Here is a 19305-nt window from a genome sequence, read left to right as displayed (position 1 = left end):
CGCTCTTATTAATACACTTATATATAGGTTTAGCTAGCCAACCATGAAGCAGAGATAAGTGTTTGATTGCCTTTTTTTACTTTACCTATAAACTCACTACCAGCAACAATCTCCCCTACTCCCTTAGGTGTACCTGTCATTACAATATCCCCGTCTTCAAGCGTAACAAAACTGCTAAGCTGAGCTAAAATAGTATCAGGTTTATACATCATTAATTCAACACCGCCTGATTGCATAACCTTACCATCTATTGTTAATTCTAACTGTAAGCTATTATCAATAGTATCAATCGCAACAAAATCACTAAATAATGCAGCACCATCAAAACCTTTAGCACGTTCCCAAGGTAAACCTTTCGCTTTTAATTTTGCTTGTAAATCACGTTTAGTCAAATCTAATCCAATAGCAACTGCAGTAAACTTACCTTGTTCATTTTTATCTTTCGGATCATTTTTTTGATATAAAAAACATAATTCAGCTTCATAATGTAGTTTTTCATGATGAAACGATATTAATTGGGAGGAAATCGCTGAATTGGGTTTCAAAAATACAACCATTTCATCTGGTACTTCATTCCCTAACTCTGCTATGTGGTCAACATAATTGCGACCAATACAAATAACTTTAGAAGGAGCAATGCTATTCTCGTCAAGATTTACTGTTTTCATCCTACTCTCTTATTTTAATAATTAAACTACACGGTTCATCGATATCAAGTAGCATTAAGCAATATTTAGAATGTCTTTGATAAAGGGAATAGTGATCTTACGTTGCTCTCTAATAGAAGCTTTATCTAACACATCCAATGAGTCTATTAAATTTGTCATTGCACGAGATAACCTATTAAGAAGGAAGGCTGCAGCATCATCACTCAGCATTAAACCACGCTTTGACGCCCGATATTGCAAAGCAGATATTTTTTCAATGTCATTCAGCGGTTTAAGTTGTTCTGTTAATCCCCAACTTAAACGAGACACTAAATCAGGCAAAGTTAAACCTAATTGAACAGCACTTTGGTCGCCACTAATTAACAAACTATTATTTTGCTCTAAAACTCGGTTATATAGATCAAAAATAGCTTGCTGCCATAACTCATTATTCGCAATTAATTGAATATCATCTAAGCAAATAAAATCGATTGATTCTAAACCATCTAAGACTTCAACTGATAGTTGTAATAATTCGGCGCAAGATAAACAAACTGATGTTTTACCTAATTGAGAAGCGTAAGCACTAGCAGAATGTAATAAGTGTGATTTACCAACCCCTGATAAACCAAACAAATAAAAACAATTAGGTTGTTTTGAGCTAGATAGCAAAGTATTTTCTACAAAAAGAGATAATTGACTGACTACAGCACTATTTGATTCACTTAAATAGCTATCAAAAATCTCATCATCTGGAAGTTGTACAGATAAAGCCAGTTGCGCTGTTTTATTCATTACTTGCTCCAATTAAAAATTGGTACCAATATTCCTTCACCTTCTGCTGGTGAAGGTGTATTGAATTGAGCTAAAGGGTCAATGATTTGAACAAGTGTATTATCAAGTTTTAATGAAGCAAGTAAAGCATCACTGGAGCCAAGTAACTGCAGATTAAACCGTCTTGCACTACCTTTTGCACTGAGTAATGTTGCCGACTTTACGCCAGATAAATTATTTAAAAAATTAAATACGTCTACATAAGTTGCTAAACTATCTATATTAGCTACCTCAATAATGTAATCGTTTTGTTTCGTTGTAGACAAAGCATAACGTTGATAAATTAACTCTGTTATATCAGCTAAGCCGTGTTGCAATAATTCTTGAGGTTCATCACCTACATATTGTCGACTCAATTTTTGCTGTCCTTCGACAAGCCCCCAATCTAGTAAGCTCCAATCAAGCACATAATTATGTTTTTTTACTTTTGATTCTACACAGGATAAATCACAATCATTCGTTTCAATTGTAGCTGTATCTGTATACTGATCTGTATAGCTATCAGTAATCAAACTTGAATTTGAAATTCTCATCACAACAATTGCTTCTGCTAAATAACGGTTCGATGCTTCTTTTATTGGTTGTTGAAAGCGTCCCCATACATCACTAATGGTTAATTGACTCAAATCAGTTAAATCCATTAACGGCATAATAATAGGTAATCCTCGTTGAGCCGAAAATTCATTAACTTTATAAGGTAAAGTAGAAGCAGATGAACTTGATATGATACGACGTTGTAAACCCTGCTCTTCAATTAGCCAAAGTAATACTTGTGGGCGCAAACTACCCCATAAAGGTAAATTGGCTTGTTGAAACAGCTGGTTTATTTTCTCTTCATTAAAACTTGCTAAAATGAATAATTGTTTTTTCGAGCTAAGCTGACCTTCAACCTTGATTGACTTTTCTTGGTATCGATATTGATTCAGATATGAATCGAAATTATTCAATGATTGTTTAATAATTTCATTATCTAAAACACTTTGCTCACCACCTACTTTTAACATCACCGCGGCAAGTGCTTTTTTCAAAGCATGGGCTCTATCACCACTGCTTTGAGAATTAATAGCAACACTGGCCTGATATAAATCTTTTATTTCAACTGCTTCGAGCGTCATAGAAGATAAAATAGTAAGAATAACAAACAGTAAAAAATTAATTTTTTTGAACATATGAAAAAAAACAAGCTATTATGTAGATCCAATTCTATCATAATCAAATCAATATACATATCACTACAATCAATGCCTTGCCGAAAATAGTTGTTAATTCTTACCTAATCTACTTATAGAAGTGAATTAGACAATAATGAAATAAAAAAATTGATTAATTAAGATAAAGATTTTGAGTATATGCGCTTGCACTGCTAGAATACGCATCTTTTTAAACCTTAGTAAGTCTAAAATTTGCGCTTATTTAGGTATTATTCTATCGGTAATTTTTGAGGTTTCCTGTGAGCGAACAAAAACAATCTTTAAGTTATAAAGATGCTGGTGTTGATATTGACGCTGGTAATGCCCTTGTTGAAAACATTAAAGGTGCAGTAAAACGTACTAATCGCCCTGAAGTTATGGGTGGTTTAGGTGGTTTTGGTAGTGTTTGCCAATTACCTACTGGCTATAAAGAGCCTGTGTTAGTTGCAGGTACAGATGGCGTAGGAACCAAATTACGTTTAGCCATTGATCTAGCAAAACATGATACTGTGGGTATCGATTTGGTTGCTATGTGTGTTAATGACTTAATTGTACAAGGTGCTGAGCCTCTATTCTTCCTTGATTACTATGCTACAGCAAAACTTGATGTTGCAGTTGCGTCATCGGTAGTGGAAGGTATCGCTGAAGGTTGTATTCAAGCAGGTTGTGCTTTAGTTGGTGGTGAAACAGCTGAAATGCCGGGCATGTACCATCAAGGTGATTACGATATTGCCGGTTTTTGTGTTGGTGTTGCGGAAAAATCACGCTTACTTGATGGTAGTAAAGTAGCTGCGGGTGATCAATTAATAGCGTTAGGTGCCTCAGGCCCTCATTCGAATGGTTTTTCATTAATTCGTAAAGTATTAGAAGTTAATAATACTGATACGAGTGAATTACTTAACGGAAAAGCGATTAGCGAACATTTACTCGAACCAACAAAAATTTATGTTAAGTCTGTATTAGCATTACTTAAAGAAGTTGATGTTCATGCGCTTTCACATATTACGGGTGGTGGATTTTGGGAGAACATTCCACGTGTTTTACCTGCAACAGCTCAAGCAGTAATTAATGGTGAAAGCTGGCAGTGGCCTGAAATTTTTAATTGGTTAAAAGAGAATGGTAATATCACCGAACACGAAATGTACCGTACCTTTAATTGTGGTGTGGGTATGATTATCGTTGTACCTCAAGATAAAGTTGAACAAAGCATTGAAGTTTTAACTGCTCACGGCGAAAAAGCTTGGCATATTGGCTCAATAGCTGACAAAGCCGACGGTGAAGAACAGGTTGTTTTTTCTTAAGTTAGATACAAATCTAATCGTGAATATTATAAGGAAAGCAAATGTCTAGCCGAATAGTTGTGCTTATTTCTGGCCAAGGTAGTAATTTACAAGCAATCATCGATGCTTGTAAATTAACTGATTACCCCGGCTCAGTTGTTGGTGTGATTTCAAATAAACTTGATGCTTATGGCCTAACTCGTGCCAAAGATGCTGGCATTGAAACTGTCGCGCTTTCACATCAAAAATTTGAGAGCCGAGAAGATTACGACCAAGCTCTTATTACCCAAATAGATCTGTTCGCTCCTGATATTATTGTACTTGCAGGTTTTATGCGTATATTAACCCCTGCTTTTGTTAAATATTATCAAGGAAAGTTAATCAATATTCACCCTTCTTTATTACCTAAGTATCAAGGTTTGCATACGCATCAACGTGCCATTGATGCTGGTGATAAAGAACACGGTGTAAGTGTACATTTTGTTACTGAAACGTTGGATGGTGGTCCTGTTATATTACAAGCTAAAGTGCCTGTATTTGATGGGGATACTAGCGATGACTTAGCTGCTCGTGTGCATGAACAAGAACATAGAATTTATCCTTTAGTTGTGAAATGGTTATGTCAAAATCGTTTAAGAATGGAAACTAAAGATAAAAGTGAAGTAGCAATATTAGATAATAATATTCTCCCAATTTCAGGTTATGCGAACGACGAATAAACTGTTAGTATAAAGGTAGTTAATTTTTACCTTTATACTTTTTCAGGATAAACCGTGCCAATACAACACTCTTTCTTTTTTTTACCTGCCTTTATACTCATTTTTATATCAACTACTAGCTTTGCCAATACTGCTGAGGAAGTAATAACTCACAATCAAGAAAATAACCAATATAAAAATATTATTCCTGAATTTACAGCTGAATATACTGTATTTCATAAAGCCAACCCAGTCGGTACCGCCGTTAGAGCATTAAGTTATCAAACTGATGGCAGCATAGACTACCACTATAAAACTTATGTTGAATGGCTTATTTTTTCACAAACACGCAGTGAAACCTCAATTCTAACAATTAATGATAATCAAGTAACACCTCTGCATTATAAATATAGTAGAGAAGGTACAGGTAAAGATAAACATTACGAATGGCTTTTCAATGCAGCAGAAAATCAAGCAGAGGATCTTCAACGTAAAAGAACGCATACAGTAGATTTTTCTAATAATCTACAAGATAAACTCAGCTATCACCTTCAACACCGATTAAACCTTATAGCTGATGCTAACCAAAAAACCTATACTTACTCGGTGATTAATACTGCCGGATCAATTAAAGATTATATCTATGAATATGATGGCGAAGAGGAATTGATTCTTCCCTACGGTTTGATCAAAACTGTACGTTTCAAACGAGAAATCAAAGATATAGAACGTATTACTTATGCTTGGTTTGCCCCTGAACTCGATTACTTATTAGTAAAGTTATACCAAACTAAAGCAGGAAACGAACAGTTTGAAGCCCAGCTATCAGGCTATACGTTAAATGTGAAAACAGAAAAAGGCATAGTGAAATAGCGAGAAGATGATAACTCTATTTATCATCCTATCAAGTGTGCTGCATCAGCTAGCTATTAGAGTTTGAATTATTACCGCTCTCATTTGATTATTCTTTTTTACCACACGATATTGATTCACCTAACCGAAATAAGTGCCAATCACCGGCACTCATTTTATGCCAAGTTTCATCATCAGTCAGAGGTTGGGTTGCAATCACAGTCACAATATCTTTATCTGTCGTTTCCTGATGGAAGTCAACAGCCATTTCAGCGTCAATCAAACTTGCTTTTCCAAAAGGAGCTCGACGCGTTATCCAATGTAAATTATTAGAACAATAAGCAAACAAACACTCGCCATCGCTGATAATGATATTAGCAACACCAAGGTTGTCAATTTTACTGGTTAACGTTGCAATAAACTCAAATAGTACTACGGCTGAAGGCTCTTGCTCGGCAAACTTAAAATGAAGCTGATCTAGAATCCAACAAAAAGCATGCTCACTATCGGTAGTACCAATAGGTAAGTGCCATTTAATAGGTAATGATTTTTGAAAATCCTTTAATTGACCATTATGTGCATAAGTCCAATTTTTTCCCCACATTTGTCTAATAAAAGGATGAGTGTTTTCTAAACAAACGCCACCTGAATTAGCTTGCCTAATATGACATACAACAGATTCACTTTTCATCGGGTACCTTGTTACCAACTCGGCAATAGGTGAATGTGCACTTGGTTGTGGATCTTTAAAGCTTCGACAACCTTTACCTTCATAAAATGTGATCCCCCAACCATCTTTGTGTGGGCCTGTATTTCCACCTCGTTGCATTAACCCACTAAAACTAAAACAAATATCTGTTGGGACATTAGCCGACATAGCTAAAAGTTCACACATAATTAACCTTAAAGAGAATCAAATGAAATAAAATTGCAAAGTAAAATAAAAGCTAGATAACCCAAACAAATACTTGGTTATCTTGTTAATATAATCTATATATAGATTATACAATTACTTTTATTCAATGTAACAAAAACAAGGATATTTTGTGGATATTTTACTTTGGTTAATTTTAGCTCTTTCACTTACTTGGTTTATGAGCTATTCGCGAGCTTCGCTATCATCATTTACTTTCGCATTTATGGGGTTAATGGTTGTTGGCACTTTATTCGATATTATTGGTTTTGTATCTTGGTTACTTTTTGCCGTGATCGCCCTCCCCCTCAATATTGATAATATTCGTCAACAATTTATTAGTATGCCGTTATTAACATTATTTAAAAAAATAATGCCACAAATGTCTGAAACAGAGCAAGAAGCTATAGATGCAGGCACTACTTGGTTTGAAGCTGAACTGTTTCGAGGTAATCCAAATTGGTCAAGATTACATAATTATCCTCAACCTCGACTTAGTGCCCAAGAAAAAGCCTTCTTAGAAGGCCCTGTAGAAGAAGTTTGTGGCATGGTTAATGATTGGCAAACTACCCATGAAATCGCAGATTTATCACCAGAGGTTTGGCAGTTCTTAAAAGATAACAAGTTTTTTGCCATGATTATCAAGAAAAAGTATGGAGGCCTTGAATTTTCTGCTTTTGCTCAATCAAGAGTATTACAAAAATTAACAGGAGTAAGCTCTGTTCTTGCGAGTACTGTTGGCGTACCAAACTCTCTTGGCCCAGGAGAGTTATTACAAGAATATGGTACTAAAGAACAGCAAGATTATTACTTACCACGTTTAGCTACCGGTGAAGAGATTCCTTGTTTTGCATTAACAGGGCCAGAAGCAGGCTCTGATGCAGGCGCAATACCAGATACGGGTATCATTTGTAGGCAAGTATTTGAAGATAAAGAAGTATTGGGAATAAAACTAAATTGGGACAAGCGTTATATTACGCTTGCACCTGTTGCCACAGTACTAGGACTAGCATTTAAACTTGAAGACCCTGATGGCTTACTTGGCGAGACCAAAGAATTAGGCATTACTTGTGCACTAATTCCTACAAATATAGACGGTATCACAATAGGCCGTAGACACTTCCCGCTTAATGTACCATTTCAAAATGGTCCAACTCAAGGTAAGGATGTGTTCGTGCCTCTTGATTATATTATTGGCGGTAGTGAAATGGCTGGCCACGGCTGGCGTATGTTGGTTGAGTGTTTATCTGTTGGTCGTGCAATCACATTGCCTTCAAATAGTGCTGGCGGAATAAAAACTGCTGCGCTAGCTACTGGTGCTTATAGTAGAATTCGCCGACAATTTAAATTGCCTATAGGTAAAATGGAAGGTGTAGAAGAACCTCTTGCTAGAATTGGTGGTAATGCCTACTTAATGGATGCTGTTACAACATTATCAACCGGCGCAATAGATCTTGGTGAAAAACCTTCTGTTATTTCTGCTATTTCCAAGTACCATTTAACAGAAAAAATGCGCTCATCGATCATTGATGCCATGGATATACATGGTGGTAAAGGCATATGTATGGGCCCTAACAACTACCTTGCTAGAGGTTACCAAGGTGCACCAATAGCAATCACTGTTGAAGGTGCAAACATTCTCACGCGTAGCTTAATTATATATGGACAAGGCGCTATACGTTGTCATCCTTATGTTTTAGCCGAGTTACAAGCGGCAAATGAAAGTAACACAGAAAAAGCGTTAGATGACTTTGATCACGCATTATTTGGGCATATTGGGTTTAGCATAAGTAATATCAGTCGAAGTTTATGGTGTTCTCTTACTGGCGCTCGTTTATTACCTGCACCTTTTAACGATAAAAGTAAACGCTATTATCAACTGTTAACCCGCTTTAGCGCCAATTTAGCTATGCTTAGCGATGTTTCTATGTTGGCATTAGGTGCTGATTTAAAACGTAAAGAGCGTATATCAGCGCGTTTAGGCGACGTGTTAAGTAACCTGTATCTAGCAAGTGCTTGTCTGAAACGCTTTAATGATGAAGGCAGACAAGAAGATGATTTACCATTATTACAGTGGGCTGTAGAAGATTCTTTATATAATATACAAGAAGCCATAGATGCTCTGTTAAGCAACTTCCCGAATCGCTGGCTTGCACGTACGTTAAGGGCTGTAATATTCCCTTTCGGTACTTGGCTAACTAAACCATCAGATAATTTAGACCACCAAGTTGCAAATTTATTACAAACACCGAGTCCTGCAAGGGATAGATTAGGTAAATGGCAATATCTGACCAGAGATGGTAAAAATGTTTATGGTTTATTAGAGCAAACGTTAGAAGATATTATTGCTTGCGAGCCTATATTTAAAAAAGTATGTGATGCTATTGATAAAAAATTACCTTTTTATCAATTAGATAATGCTGCTAAATTAGGCTTAGCTGCCAATGCCATCACCGAAACCGAAGCACAATTATTGATCAAAGCTGAGCAAGGAAGAAAAGCCATTATAAGTGTTGATGATTTTGACTCAAGTGAGCTAACCGCCTTAAAAATCGTATAATAACACGACATATAAGCGTTGTAACAAACGACTGTTGCAACGCTTTAAAATAAAGAGTTCGGCTTAAAAAATACTTCTCTAGCAGCCATTTTTCCTGTCTTCATTGCTAAGTTTACTTGTAATAGACTCACTATTAACACGAAACTAATCTTGCTCTTTTATGAACTAAAGTAAAATAATCAATTAAAAGGCACTTAAACAATTAACCGCTGAAATAATTAACCGTTAAATTAATCAATGACTATAATTAATACCAAACGGATTATTAAATTGACCAACTTAGAGCTACATTAGCGAGCTTAGAACAAACACAATGAGTTAATTATAGTCATTCTATATTTCATTCATTTTGTGCGGTTATCAGTTTGCTAATGAGCTCCCGAAGGGCGAGTTTATAAGGCTTATATGCCGCGTTATTGATTTTGACAAGGGAATAACCATTCTCTGCAATCAATGCCTTGCCTCTAAGCCTTTTAATTCTCGCTAAGTGATCAATTAATTAGTCCGATTGGTATAACTAAGCATAAAACTAAAGACCTTTCTTATATTTCTTAACATCAAGGTGCTAAATTGTCTGATCTCACATCAATTCCTACTAAGTTTTTAGATATGTTGCCAATACCTATAGCTGTTTTGGCACTTGAAGATAGCACCCTTAACCACCCTATAGTTTATGTAAATAGTAGCTTTGACAGTGCTATAGGTTGGAATTTAGAGGATATTCCAGATAAAGAGCACTGGTGGAAAAAAGCATATCCAGATCCTAATTACCAAAAAACGGTTGAAAATTTATGGGAACTATATATAGAATCTGCAGGCGTTAGTGATAAAAGTTTCGCCATGATGACTGTAAATGTTATGACAAAATATCATGGGGTAAAACGCTTTAAAATTCATACCGAATTAAAAAGTGCGTTAATTGATGGGTACTATATTGTGGCATTCAAAGAAGTAGATGTATAAAGCAAACAACAAAAACTAGTTTGATAGAGATAAAAGTAAAATATCTAACTCAAATCTAACATAATATAAGCCCTAGTGTAAGGGACTGAGTATATTAGATCTGAGCTAATACAGATATTGAACTAAAGGTATTTAATCACTATTGCCATCTTCAACACGGCTCTTTAATTTTTGACCCGGTCGAAAAGTCACAACTTTACGAGCAGAAATAGGAATATCTTCTCCTGTTTTAGGATTTCGGCCTGGACGTTCGCTTTTTTGACGTAAGTCAAAATTCCCAAAACCAGAAAGTTTGACTTGTTCGCCACTTTCTAAGGTTTCGCGAATATCCTCAAAAAACATTTCAACCATATCTTTTGCGTCGCGCTTGCTAAGCCCAACTTTCTCAAATAAATGTTCTGCTACTTCTGCTTTAGTAAGCGCCATTGCTTAGTCCCTCAGTGATGCTTTCAACTCTGTTTGTAAAGAATCAACGACTCGATCAATAACATCTGTGATGTCTTTATCTTCAAGCGTTTTGTTTGTATCTTGTAATACTAAGGCAATGGCAAGACTTTTAAAACCATCGTCTATACCTTGACCTTTGTATACATCAAATAAGTTTAGATCAATTAGAAGACTTCCGCCAACCTTTTCAATAAGTTGTAACACTTTTTTTGCATCAATATCGTCTTTCACTACAACAGCAAGGTCACGTCTATTGGCCGGAAAGCGAGATATATCACAGGCTTCAGGTATTTTTTGAGCTAAAATTTCAGGTAATAATAATTCAAAAATTAATGTACGGCCATTCAATCCTAATTTTCGTTCTAATTCAGGATGTAAAGCACCAACATAACCAACTAATTGACCATTTTTAGTGATTTCAGCAGTTTGCCCTGGATGTAGTGCACTAATTTCTGCTTTAGAAAACTCGTATGATGTAGCATCGCACGTGAGTGAAAGCAGAGCTTCAACATCACCTTTTATATCATAGAAATCTGTAGCCGCTTTCTCTACACTCCAATGTTCATCTGCACAATTACCACTAATAACACCGGCAATCATATGTTGTTGACGAACACCGTTTTCAGCACTTTCATCAGGTACAAAACGTAGACCTGCTTCAAATAAACGTACTCTACTTTGCTGACGGTTTTGATTATAAGCAACCGATTGCAATAAGCCTGTCCATAAGCTTAAACGCATAACCGACATTTCAGACGATATTGGATGAGGTAGAGTCATCACTTCTTGATCAGGATGAATTAACGATTGTACTTTAGGATCAACAAAACTGTATGTTATCGCTTCTTGGTAATCACGATTCACTAATGTATTTTTTAATTTGGCTAAATCAATATTCGCTTCTTTTTTATTGACCATTTTTAAACTAGCTTTTGGTGCAATATTAGGAATATTGTTATAGCCATAAATACGAGCAACTTCTTCAATTAAATCTACTTCTATCTTTATATCAAAACGATAAGCAGGCACAACAACTTGCCATTGTGTTGCACTGCCCTCGCCTTCAACACTTACAGTAAAGCCAAGACGAGTTAAAATTTCAGTTACTTTAGCGTCTTCAATATGATGGCCAATACGACTATCTAACTTTGTACGTCTTAAAGAAACATGTTTAGTTTGCGGGATGTGACTGTCTGATTTCGCTTCAACAATAGGCCCTGCCTGACCACCAACAATATCTAATAACAATTGTGTAGCACGTTCCATCGCATCATTTTGTAATGTTGGGTCTATTCCACGTTCATAGCGATGTGATGCATCAGTATGTAAACCGTATTGGCGAGCTTTGCCTAAAATAGCAAGTGGAGCAAAAAATGCACTTTCTAAGAAAATATCAGTTGTTTGTGTAGTGACTCCAGAATTAAGACCGCCAAAAATACCAGCGATTGCTAATGCTTTACTATCAGCAGCACTATCAGCTATAACCAACGTTTTTTCTTTAAGTGTTACTTCATTTTCATCTAATAATGTTAATTTTTCTGCTTTATTGGCAAAGCGTACTTTTATGCCGCCGTCAATCTTTGCTAAATCAAAAGCATGCATAGGATGCCCAAGTTCTAACAACACATAATTAGTTACATCAACGACAGGGTCAATTGAACGTGTTCCACAACGACGTAATTTTTCTACCATCCATAATGGTGTTTGTGCCGCAGGGTTAATGCCTTTAATCACACGACCTAAATAACGAGGACATGCAGCACCTTCTTCAATTGTAATATCAAGAGCATCATCAATTGTTGGCGTAACAGCATTAATTTCAACTTCAGTAACTTCTTTTGAATTAAGCACGCCAACTTCGCGAGCTAAGCCTTTTATGCCTAAGCAGTCGCCACGGTTAGCCGTTAAATCAACATCGATAGTAACATCGTCTAGATCTAAATATTCGCGTAAACAAGTACCTACAGGAGCATCTTGCGCTAGCTCCATAATACCATCAGAGCTATCACTTAAACCTATTTCAGACTCGCTACACAACATACCAAATGAAGGTACGCCACGTAATTTAGCCTTTTTAATTTTAAAATTACCCGGTAATACTGCACCAACGGTCGCAACCGCAACTTTAAGACCGGTGCGGCAATTTTTAGCACCACAAACAATACTAACCAATTCACCTTTTTCTACGGTAGTAGAGCTATAGTCGCCAAGGTTTATTTTTGTTACTTGCAGTTTATCTGCATCAGGGTGCGGTCCGCATTCAACCACTTCACCAATAATAACATTGGTAAATTCGCCCGCAACAGGATCGACTCCGTCTACTTCAAGACCAGCCATAGTAATTTGATGAGCTAATTCATCAGATGAAAGTGCAGGATTTACCCACTCACGTAACCAAGATTCACTAAATTTCATTTGGGGTTTCCTACTTGAACTGTTTTAAGAAGCGAAGATCGTTTTCAAAGAATGCACGTAAATCATTTACGCCATAACGAAGCATTGTTAAGCGTTCAACGCCCATACCAAATGCAAAGCCGGTGTAAACTTCAGGATCTATACCGACACTTTTAAGCACATTAGGATGTACCATTCCGCATCCAAGTACTTCTAACCATTTACCATTTTTACCCATAATGTCTACTTCAGCTGAAGGTTCAGTAAATGGGAAATATGATGGTCGGAAACGAATTTCCACTTCTTCTTCAAAGAAATGGTGTAAGAAGTCATGCAAAATCCCTTTAAGGTGAGTAAAGCTAACATCTTTATCAACCATTAAGCCTTCGACTTGATGAAACATTGGCGTATGCGTTTGATCATAATCGTTACGATATACTTTACCCGGAGAAATAATACGTAATGGTGGCTTTTCGACCTCCATCGTACGAATTTGAACACCTGAAGTCTGCGTACGTAGCACTAATTTAGGATTGAAATAAAAAGTATCATGATCTTGACGGGCAGGATGATGCTCAGGAATATTTAATGCATCAAAATTATGATAATCATCTTCAACTTCAGGCCCAGCTTTAACTTCAAAACCTAAATCACCAAAAAAGCTTTCAATACGATTGATAGTACGAGTAACAGGATGCAAACCACCAAGTTGTGGGCCTCGTCCAGGTAGGGTTACATCAATAGATTCTGCGGCAAGCTTTTGAGAAATTTCTTCTGCACGTAATAATTCCCCTCGCTCAGTTAATAATTTTTGTACTTTTTGCTTGGCAATGTTTATTACTTGACCCATTTTAGGCTTTTCTTCTTTAGGTAGTTTACCTAAGCCTTTCATTTGCTCTGTAAATAAACCTTTTTTACCTAAAAAGTTAACGCGCACTTGATCTAGTGCATTAGGATCGATTGCTTCACTAATCGCCTTTTCTGCCTGAACGACAATATCATCTATGGTGGTGGTGTCTAAACTCATGATTTCCTCTAAAACGGGACTAAAACAGCCTTTGTGAAAAGGCAAAATTGCCGTTCAATAAATAGACTTAAAAAATGAGGTCAATTTTACATTAAACTCTATAACCATGCCACCTTAAGATGATATGAGTCTATGATTATGTAGGATAAACTGCTTTTATTTAGTTTAAAGAGGCGTTGAAGTAAGAAATAAACATGATTTAACGCTATTAATGTTAAAAAATGAGGATATAAAAAAACCAGTGACCTGCACTGGCTTTAATTGATTAATATTTGCTAAGTATTAAATTAATAAAAATGCATTAATAACAATTCACAATCATTTTTACAATATACTACCAACCTTCCACATCTTTCATATCTGGTAATTGATGTGCAATACCTTTATGACAATCAATACACGTTTTTTCACCGGCAGCTAATGCAGTTGAATGTTGATAAGCAGCACGTTCACTTTGCTCAGTAAAATCCATATAATCAAAATTATGACAATTACGACATTCTAAAGAGTCATTAGCTTTTAAGCGTGTCCATTCATTTTGAGCTAACCGTTTGCGGTGATCTAAGAATTTTTCACGTGTATTAATGGTGCCAAAAATAGTGCCCCATACTTCTTTCGATGCTTGCATTTTACGTGCTATTTTATCTGTCCACTTGTGAGGCACATGACAATCAGGGCAAGTAGCCCGAACACCTGAACGGTTTGTAAAGTGGATGGTTGTTTTTAGCTCTTCATAAACATTATTTTCCATTTCATGACATGAAATACAAAATTCTTCTGTATTAGTTGCCTCTAAAGCAGTATTAAAACCACCCCAAAAAATGATACCGGCAATAAAACCACCAATGACTAAAACACCAAGGCTATAATAAGCACTAGGTTTTGTTAATGTTCGCCAACCAATTAATAGTATATTTTTCATAATAGCTCCTAATGCTGATCGGTATTAACAGTTTTACTCTTCATTAAACTATTCATATCAATAAAGCTATTTTCTATTAATGGTTCAGCATCTAATTGAATCACATGGCACTGGTTACAAAAATAACGACGTGGCGATACATCGGCTAAAAAGTTACCGTCACGATCCATATAATGTGTCACGCTTACCATAGGTGCTTGAGACTTTTCAGTACGATGACGAGAATGACAAGACATACATTTATTGTTATTTCTATTTACTTCATAACCACGAATAGTATGTGGAATAATAGGTGGCTGCATAGGATAATTCCGACCTTGTTTTATATCCTTATTAACCACCTTATAAATTCTATTTGGTTCTTTTTGCGTGTCAATTTCAGTATGATCACGTAGCGTTGCCACTGTATTTATTTCTAATTTATCTGCAGCAACCACCGTAAAGCTAATAGAAATCACTGTCAGTAAAGAAACAGCTAAAAGGTTAGTAATAGCTGATTTAATATTTAAATTTTTCATATCACGCTCCTAAACTTTCACTATTTTTATTGCGCATTTTTTATAATCCGTTTGTTTTGACAACGGGTCAGTTGCATCTAGCGTAACTTTATTGACTAAACGGCTTGCATCAAACCAAGGCATATATACTAAACCAATAGGAGGTTTATTACGGCCTCTGGTTTCAACGCGAGTTTGTACTTCACCGCGTCGAGAAATCAGTTTTACTAAATCACCACGACGCATATTACGAGCTTTAGCATCATCAGGGTGCATGTAAACAAGCGCATCAGGCATAGATTTGTAAAGCTCTGGTACTCGTTGAGTCATTGAGCCAGAATGCCAATGTTCTAATACACGACCAGTTGATAACCATAAATCATATTCATCGTCTGGTGACTCTGCTGGTGGCTCATAAGGTAAAGCGAAAATAATCGCCCGACCATCTTTGTGACCATAGAAATCCCAGCCACTGCCTGGTTTAACATAAGGATCTGAGCCTTCCTTGAAACGCCATTGTGTTTCTTTACCATTCACTACTGGCCAACGTAAACCACGTTCTTGATGATATCTGTCGTACGGTGCTAAATCATGTCCATGACCGCGACCAAAACTGGCATATTCTTCAAATAAACCTTTTTGGATATAAAAACCGAAATCACGAGATTCATGATTTAACCGATCTTTTGGTATTTCATCCAATGAGAAATTACCTACAGAAGCATCTTTATAAAGCACATCAAATAATGTTTTACCACGAACGTCTGGTTTCTTAGCAATTAGCTCTTCAGGCCAAACATCTTCAACTTTGAAGCGTTTTGAAAATTCAACTAATTGCCATAGATCAGATTTAGCCCCTGTTGGCGCTTCCACCATTTGATACCAAGATTGCGTACGACGTTCAGCATTACCATAAACGCCCTCTTTTTCTACCCACATGGCTGTAGGTAAAATTAGATCTGCAGCTTGTGCTGTTACTGTGGGGTAAGGGTCAGAGACAACAATAAAGTTTTCGGGATTACGGTAACCAGGATAAGCTTCTTCATTAATATTAGCTGCAGCCTGCATATTATTATTACATTGTACCCAGTAAAAATTTAACTTACCGTCTTTTAACATGCGGTTTTGCAATGCGGCGTGATACCCTGGTTTAGCCGGCACAGTACCCGAAGGTAAATTCCATATTTTTTCGGCTGTAGCCCGATGTTTAGGGTTAGTAACAACCAAGTCAGCAGGTAAACGATGCGAAAAAGTACCAACTTCACGTGCAGTACCACACGCTGAAGGTTGGCCTGTTAATGAAAACGGACTATTACCTGGTGTTGAAATTTTCCCTGTTAATAAGTGAATATTATAAGCGAGGTTGTTCGCCCAGACACCGCGTGTATGCTGATTAAATCCCATAGTCCAAAAAGAAGTGACTTTAATTTTAGGATCGGCATAAAGTTCAGCTAATGCTTCAAGTTTATGTACTGGTACCCCTGATAATTTAGCGGTATATTCAGCCGTATATGTGCTAACAAATTTAGCATAAGTATCAAAATCTATTTCGGTAGAGCTACCTGCTGTTTTACCATTATTTTTCGCCACTTGCTCTAACGGATGTTCAGGGCGTAAACCATAGCCAATATCTGTTTCACCTAATCTGAAATTAGTATGTTTATTAACAAAGTCTTTATTCACGCGATCAGTTTGAATAATATAGTTAGCAATAAAATTCAAAATAGCTAAATCAGTTTGTGGTGTGAAAACCATCCCGTTATCCGCTAAATCGAAGCTTCTGTGCTCAAAAGTTGATAATACTGCCACTTTTACATGAGGCGCACTTAAACGACGATCCGTTAAACGCGTCCATAAAATAGGATGCATTTCAGCCATATTTGAACCCCATAAGACAAACGCATCCGCGGCTTCTAAATCGTCATAACATCCCATAGGCTCATCAATGCCAAAAGTTCGCATAAAACCACCAACGGCAGAAGCCATACAATGACGTGCATTAGGATCAATATTATTAGTACGAAACCCTGCTTTCATTAATTTTACCGCAGCGTAACCTTCTTGCACTGTCCATTGACCTGAGCCAAACATACCAACAGCTTCAGGACCACTTTTATTCAATGTTGCTTTTGCTTTTTCAGCCATCACATCGAATGCTTTATCCCATGATACTGGTGCAAACTCGCCTTGTTTATCGTACTTACCATTAGTCATGCGTAATAATGGTTGAGTCAGCCTATCTTTCCCATACATAATTTTAGATAGAAAGTAGCCTTTAACACAGTTAAGGCCTTTATTGACAGGAGACTTAATATCGCCATGAGTGGCAACAACTTTACCATCCATGACCCCTACATTTACACTGCAACCTGTACCACAAAATCGACAAGGTGCTTTGTCCCATTTGAGTTTAGTAATATCTGAACTTGTAATTAAGTTTGATGCTAAAGAAGGCACAGACACCCCTGCAACAGCAGCCGCTGCGGCAATAGCGTTGGCTTTAATAAATTCTCGGCGATTAATCATTTTGTCACCTTCCCCACTTTATTTAATGTCGTTTTAAAATGTTTCATTCAATTTTATCGTTGTTATGCTGCTTTAATTATTTTCACTATCAGTACTTTCATCTAAAATCTGATGATAAACAGGTGATAAATTAATAACGCCTTTATGATTTCTTATCGTATCCATTTTGTTGCCAATATCCTTATAACTATGCCCCTCTATTGTAAAAACAATTTTACCTTCTGCACTGGTTGCATGAATTTCAGTACCATCTACCCTTGTTATTGCTTTTTGCACCTCGGTTAACTGCTCAAAAATAGGATAAGCGACGAAACTTGCCACATGATATTCATCTGTTCTACTTTCATTATTTTTCGTCATATAATTTTTTAAATACCGCTTGTTTAATGTAAATACAGCTAAAGATTAGTTTGCTTTTGGCTCGAATATAAAGGAAATAGCATCTTGTGGACATTTACTGATGCAAGCACCACATTGAGTACAATCAACATCATTTATACTTGGCTCAGGAATACTGGAATTAAGGTAATGAAATTTAATAGCACTCGTTTCACACTCCTCACGGCAACTTTGACAATAAATGCTATTCTTAGCTAAACACTTATCACTAATATCTATGTTAACTGGCCAAGGTTTGTTATTTTGAGCAATCTTATCCTTGGTATTTTCATTATCAATAAAATCGCCAGAGAAAAGCGGTTGCTCACAAGCATCAATACACTTATTACAAAAAGAACATTCACCTAAACTAAAATCTACGGTTGGAAAACCCTCTTCATCTTTAGTAATGATCTTGCTTTCACAACTATTTATACAGTCTTGACACTGTGTGCAACCCGAAGTAAATACAGATTCATTCACTACCCAAGGTAAACGTAATACTTGTTTTGTGTGTATCCGACCACGTAAAAGTCGCCTTCTCGCTGGATTATCAACACGTTTATTGGCTTTTGATGTTGAAGTAGACAAGGTATTAAGATCCAGGAGGACCAAAAATAAACATTTGGCTTATCCATATGGCAAAGCCAAAACCGGCAACGATGCAAACAGATAAAATGGGAGCAAGGAAAATAGTCAGAAAAATAAAAGTATTACGCTCATATTTTTTTTGTTGTTTGTGAAGTGTTGTTAGGCTCATATCGTACTCGATAATCTATAATTAAAATCAAATTATAATGTGTACTTTAATATCATAGTTAAGCTTAGGGCTTGATATAGATCAAGATTCAGACATAAAAAAACCACCGTCTATCGAAGGTGGTTTTTTATAAAAGTTGGCTTTATTTCAATTTATGATTTTGGGGAGGATCTTCTGTTTCTCGCTTAACAAGTATAAAAGTTAAATACATTTTTGTCGGCAAAGAAAAAACTAAACCCAACGCAATACAGACCGCACTAATAATGATGCCTGTAACGCCTAAAGACTCCATATAATCACTATAATTATGTAAATATATACCTAAAATTAACAAGCACAAACCAATACAAATAGATATTTTCAATAATAAAATAAGTTTTTTATCTGACATAGTTGCCTCAAATAAAATGGTTATTT

The 19305-nt window shown here is 36.3% G+C and carries 19 protein-coding genes; 5 read left to right on the top strand and 14 right to left on the bottom strand.

Features of this window, described 5'->3' with window-relative positions; translation table 11 throughout:
- Positions 1 to 29: 29 nt before the first annotated feature.
- From Q4503_RS17795 to Q4503_RS17785, 3 genes are read right to left on the bottom strand one after another with little or no spacing between them, the layout of a single operon-like run.
- On the bottom strand, positions 30 to 668 hold the full coding sequence (locus Q4503_RS17795; RefSeq protein WP_303603076.1) for a fumarylacetoacetate hydrolase family protein: 639 nt from the start codon (positions 666 to 668) through the stop codon (positions 30 to 32).
- A gap of 54 nt (positions 669 to 722) precedes the next feature.
- Positions 723 to 1442 (bottom strand): DnaA regulatory inactivator Hda, encoded by a 720-nt coding sequence (hda, locus tag Q4503_RS17790; protein WP_215972847.1) that lies wholly within the window; start codon positions 1440 to 1442, stop codon positions 723 to 725.
- Positions 1442 to 2650: a DUF2066 domain-containing protein gene (locus Q4503_RS17785; RefSeq protein WP_215972848.1), complete on the bottom strand. Its 1209-nt coding sequence runs from the start codon at positions 2648 to 2650 to the stop codon at positions 1442 to 1444. The genes hda and Q4503_RS17785 overlap by 1 nt, the downstream gene beginning before the upstream one ends.
- 281 nt (positions 2651 to 2931) lie before the next feature.
- Between Q4503_RS17785 and purM the strand changes: the two genes are divergently transcribed.
- From purM to Q4503_RS17770, 3 genes are read left to right on the top strand one after another with little or no spacing between them, the layout of a single operon-like run.
- A complete protein-coding gene (gene purM, locus Q4503_RS17780) occupies positions 2932 to 3972 on the top strand; it encodes a phosphoribosylformylglycinamidine cyclo-ligase (RefSeq protein ID WP_215972849.1) in 1041 nt (346 codons plus the stop codon).
- Between the two features lie 41 nt (positions 3973 to 4013).
- Positions 4014 to 4670: a phosphoribosylglycinamide formyltransferase gene (gene purN, locus Q4503_RS17775; protein WP_215972850.1), complete on the top strand. Its 657-nt coding sequence runs from the start codon at positions 4014 to 4016 to the stop codon at positions 4668 to 4670.
- Between the two features lie 54 nt (positions 4671 to 4724).
- Positions 4725 to 5522 carry a DUF3108 domain-containing protein gene (locus tag Q4503_RS17770; protein WP_303495782.1) on the top strand — a complete coding sequence of 266 codons (798 nt, stop codon included), beginning with the start codon at positions 4725 to 4727 and terminating at the stop codon, positions 5520 to 5522.
- An 88-nt stretch (positions 5523 to 5610) separates the two neighbouring features.
- On the opposite strand, the gene Q4503_RS17765 is transcribed toward Q4503_RS17770, so the two are convergent.
- Positions 5611 to 6396 (bottom strand): class II glutamine amidotransferase, encoded by a 786-nt coding sequence (locus Q4503_RS17765; protein WP_303603075.1) that lies wholly within the window; start codon positions 6394 to 6396, stop codon positions 5611 to 5613.
- A gap of 151 nt (positions 6397 to 6547) precedes the next feature.
- Here Q4503_RS17765 and fadE point away from each other — a divergent pair, with 151 nt between their 5' ends.
- Positions 6548 to 8974 (top strand): acyl-CoA dehydrogenase FadE, encoded by a 2427-nt coding sequence (fadE, locus tag Q4503_RS17760; RefSeq protein WP_303603074.1) that lies wholly within the window; start codon positions 6548 to 6550, stop codon positions 8972 to 8974.
- Positions 8975 to 9544: 570 nt separating this feature from the next.
- Positions 9545 to 9937 (top strand): hypothetical protein, encoded by a 393-nt coding sequence (locus tag Q4503_RS17755; protein ID WP_252727460.1) that lies wholly within the window; start codon positions 9545 to 9547, stop codon positions 9935 to 9937.
- Positions 9938 to 10069: 132 nt separating this feature from the next.
- On the opposite strand, the gene Q4503_RS17750 is transcribed toward Q4503_RS17755, so the two are convergent.
- From Q4503_RS17750 to Q4503_RS17705, 10 genes are all read right to left on the bottom strand, one after another.
- The gene (locus Q4503_RS17750; RefSeq protein WP_159820640.1) at positions 10070 to 10363 is read right to left on the bottom strand and encodes an integration host factor subunit alpha; all 294 of its coding nucleotides are present in this window, start codon (positions 10361 to 10363) and stop codon (positions 10070 to 10072) included.
- Positions 10364 to 10366: 3 nt separating this feature from the next.
- Positions 10367 to 12799: a phenylalanine--tRNA ligase subunit beta gene (pheT, locus tag Q4503_RS17745; protein WP_303603073.1), complete on the bottom strand. Its 2433-nt coding sequence runs from the start codon at positions 12797 to 12799 to the stop codon at positions 10367 to 10369.
- Between the two features lie 10 nt (positions 12800 to 12809).
- Positions 12810 to 13805 (bottom strand): phenylalanine--tRNA ligase subunit alpha, encoded by a 996-nt coding sequence (gene pheS / locus Q4503_RS17740; protein ID WP_215972854.1) that lies wholly within the window; start codon positions 13803 to 13805, stop codon positions 12810 to 12812.
- Between the two features lie 334 nt (positions 13806 to 14139).
- Positions 14140 to 14727, bottom strand: a complete 588-nt coding sequence (locus Q4503_RS17735) for a cytochrome c3 family protein (RefSeq protein WP_215972855.1) — start codon at positions 14725 to 14727, stop codon at positions 14140 to 14142.
- 8 nt (positions 14728 to 14735) lie between these two features.
- Positions 14736 to 15245 (bottom strand): nitrate reductase cytochrome c-type subunit, encoded by a 510-nt coding sequence (locus Q4503_RS17730; protein ID WP_215972856.1) that lies wholly within the window; start codon positions 15243 to 15245, stop codon positions 14736 to 14738.
- A gap of 9 nt (positions 15246 to 15254) precedes the next feature.
- The gene (gene napA, locus Q4503_RS17725; RefSeq protein WP_215972857.1) at positions 15255 to 17750 is read right to left on the bottom strand and encodes a nitrate reductase catalytic subunit NapA; all 2496 of its coding nucleotides are present in this window, start codon (positions 17748 to 17750) and stop codon (positions 15255 to 15257) included.
- Positions 17751 to 17822: 72 nt separating this feature from the next.
- The gene (locus Q4503_RS17720; RefSeq protein ID WP_303603072.1) at positions 17823 to 18110 is read right to left on the bottom strand and encodes a chaperone NapD; all 288 of its coding nucleotides are present in this window, start codon (positions 18108 to 18110) and stop codon (positions 17823 to 17825) included.
- 45 nt (positions 18111 to 18155) lie between these two features.
- Positions 18156 to 18719 (bottom strand): ferredoxin-type protein NapF, encoded by a 564-nt coding sequence (gene napF / locus Q4503_RS17715; protein ID WP_303603071.1) that lies wholly within the window; start codon positions 18717 to 18719, stop codon positions 18156 to 18158.
- A gap of 4 nt (positions 18720 to 18723) precedes the next feature.
- The gene (gene napE, locus Q4503_RS17710) at positions 18724 to 18888 is read right to left on the bottom strand and encodes a periplasmic nitrate reductase, NapE protein (protein ID WP_215972860.1); all 165 of its coding nucleotides are present in this window, start codon (positions 18886 to 18888) and stop codon (positions 18724 to 18726) included.
- A 142-nt stretch (positions 18889 to 19030) separates the two neighbouring features.
- Positions 19031 to 19279, bottom strand: coding sequence for a hypothetical protein (locus Q4503_RS17705; RefSeq protein WP_215972861.1), 249 nt, complete (start codon positions 19277 to 19279; stop codon positions 19031 to 19033).
- Positions 19280 to 19305 lie beyond the last annotated feature (26 nt).

This window comes from Colwellia sp. 6_MG-2023 (assembly GCF_030547765.1).
GTDB lineage: Bacteria > Pseudomonadota > Gammaproteobacteria > Enterobacterales > Alteromonadaceae > Colwellia.
Note: the sequence above shows the minus strand (reverse complement) of the source record. Positions and strands in the feature narration are given on the sequence as shown.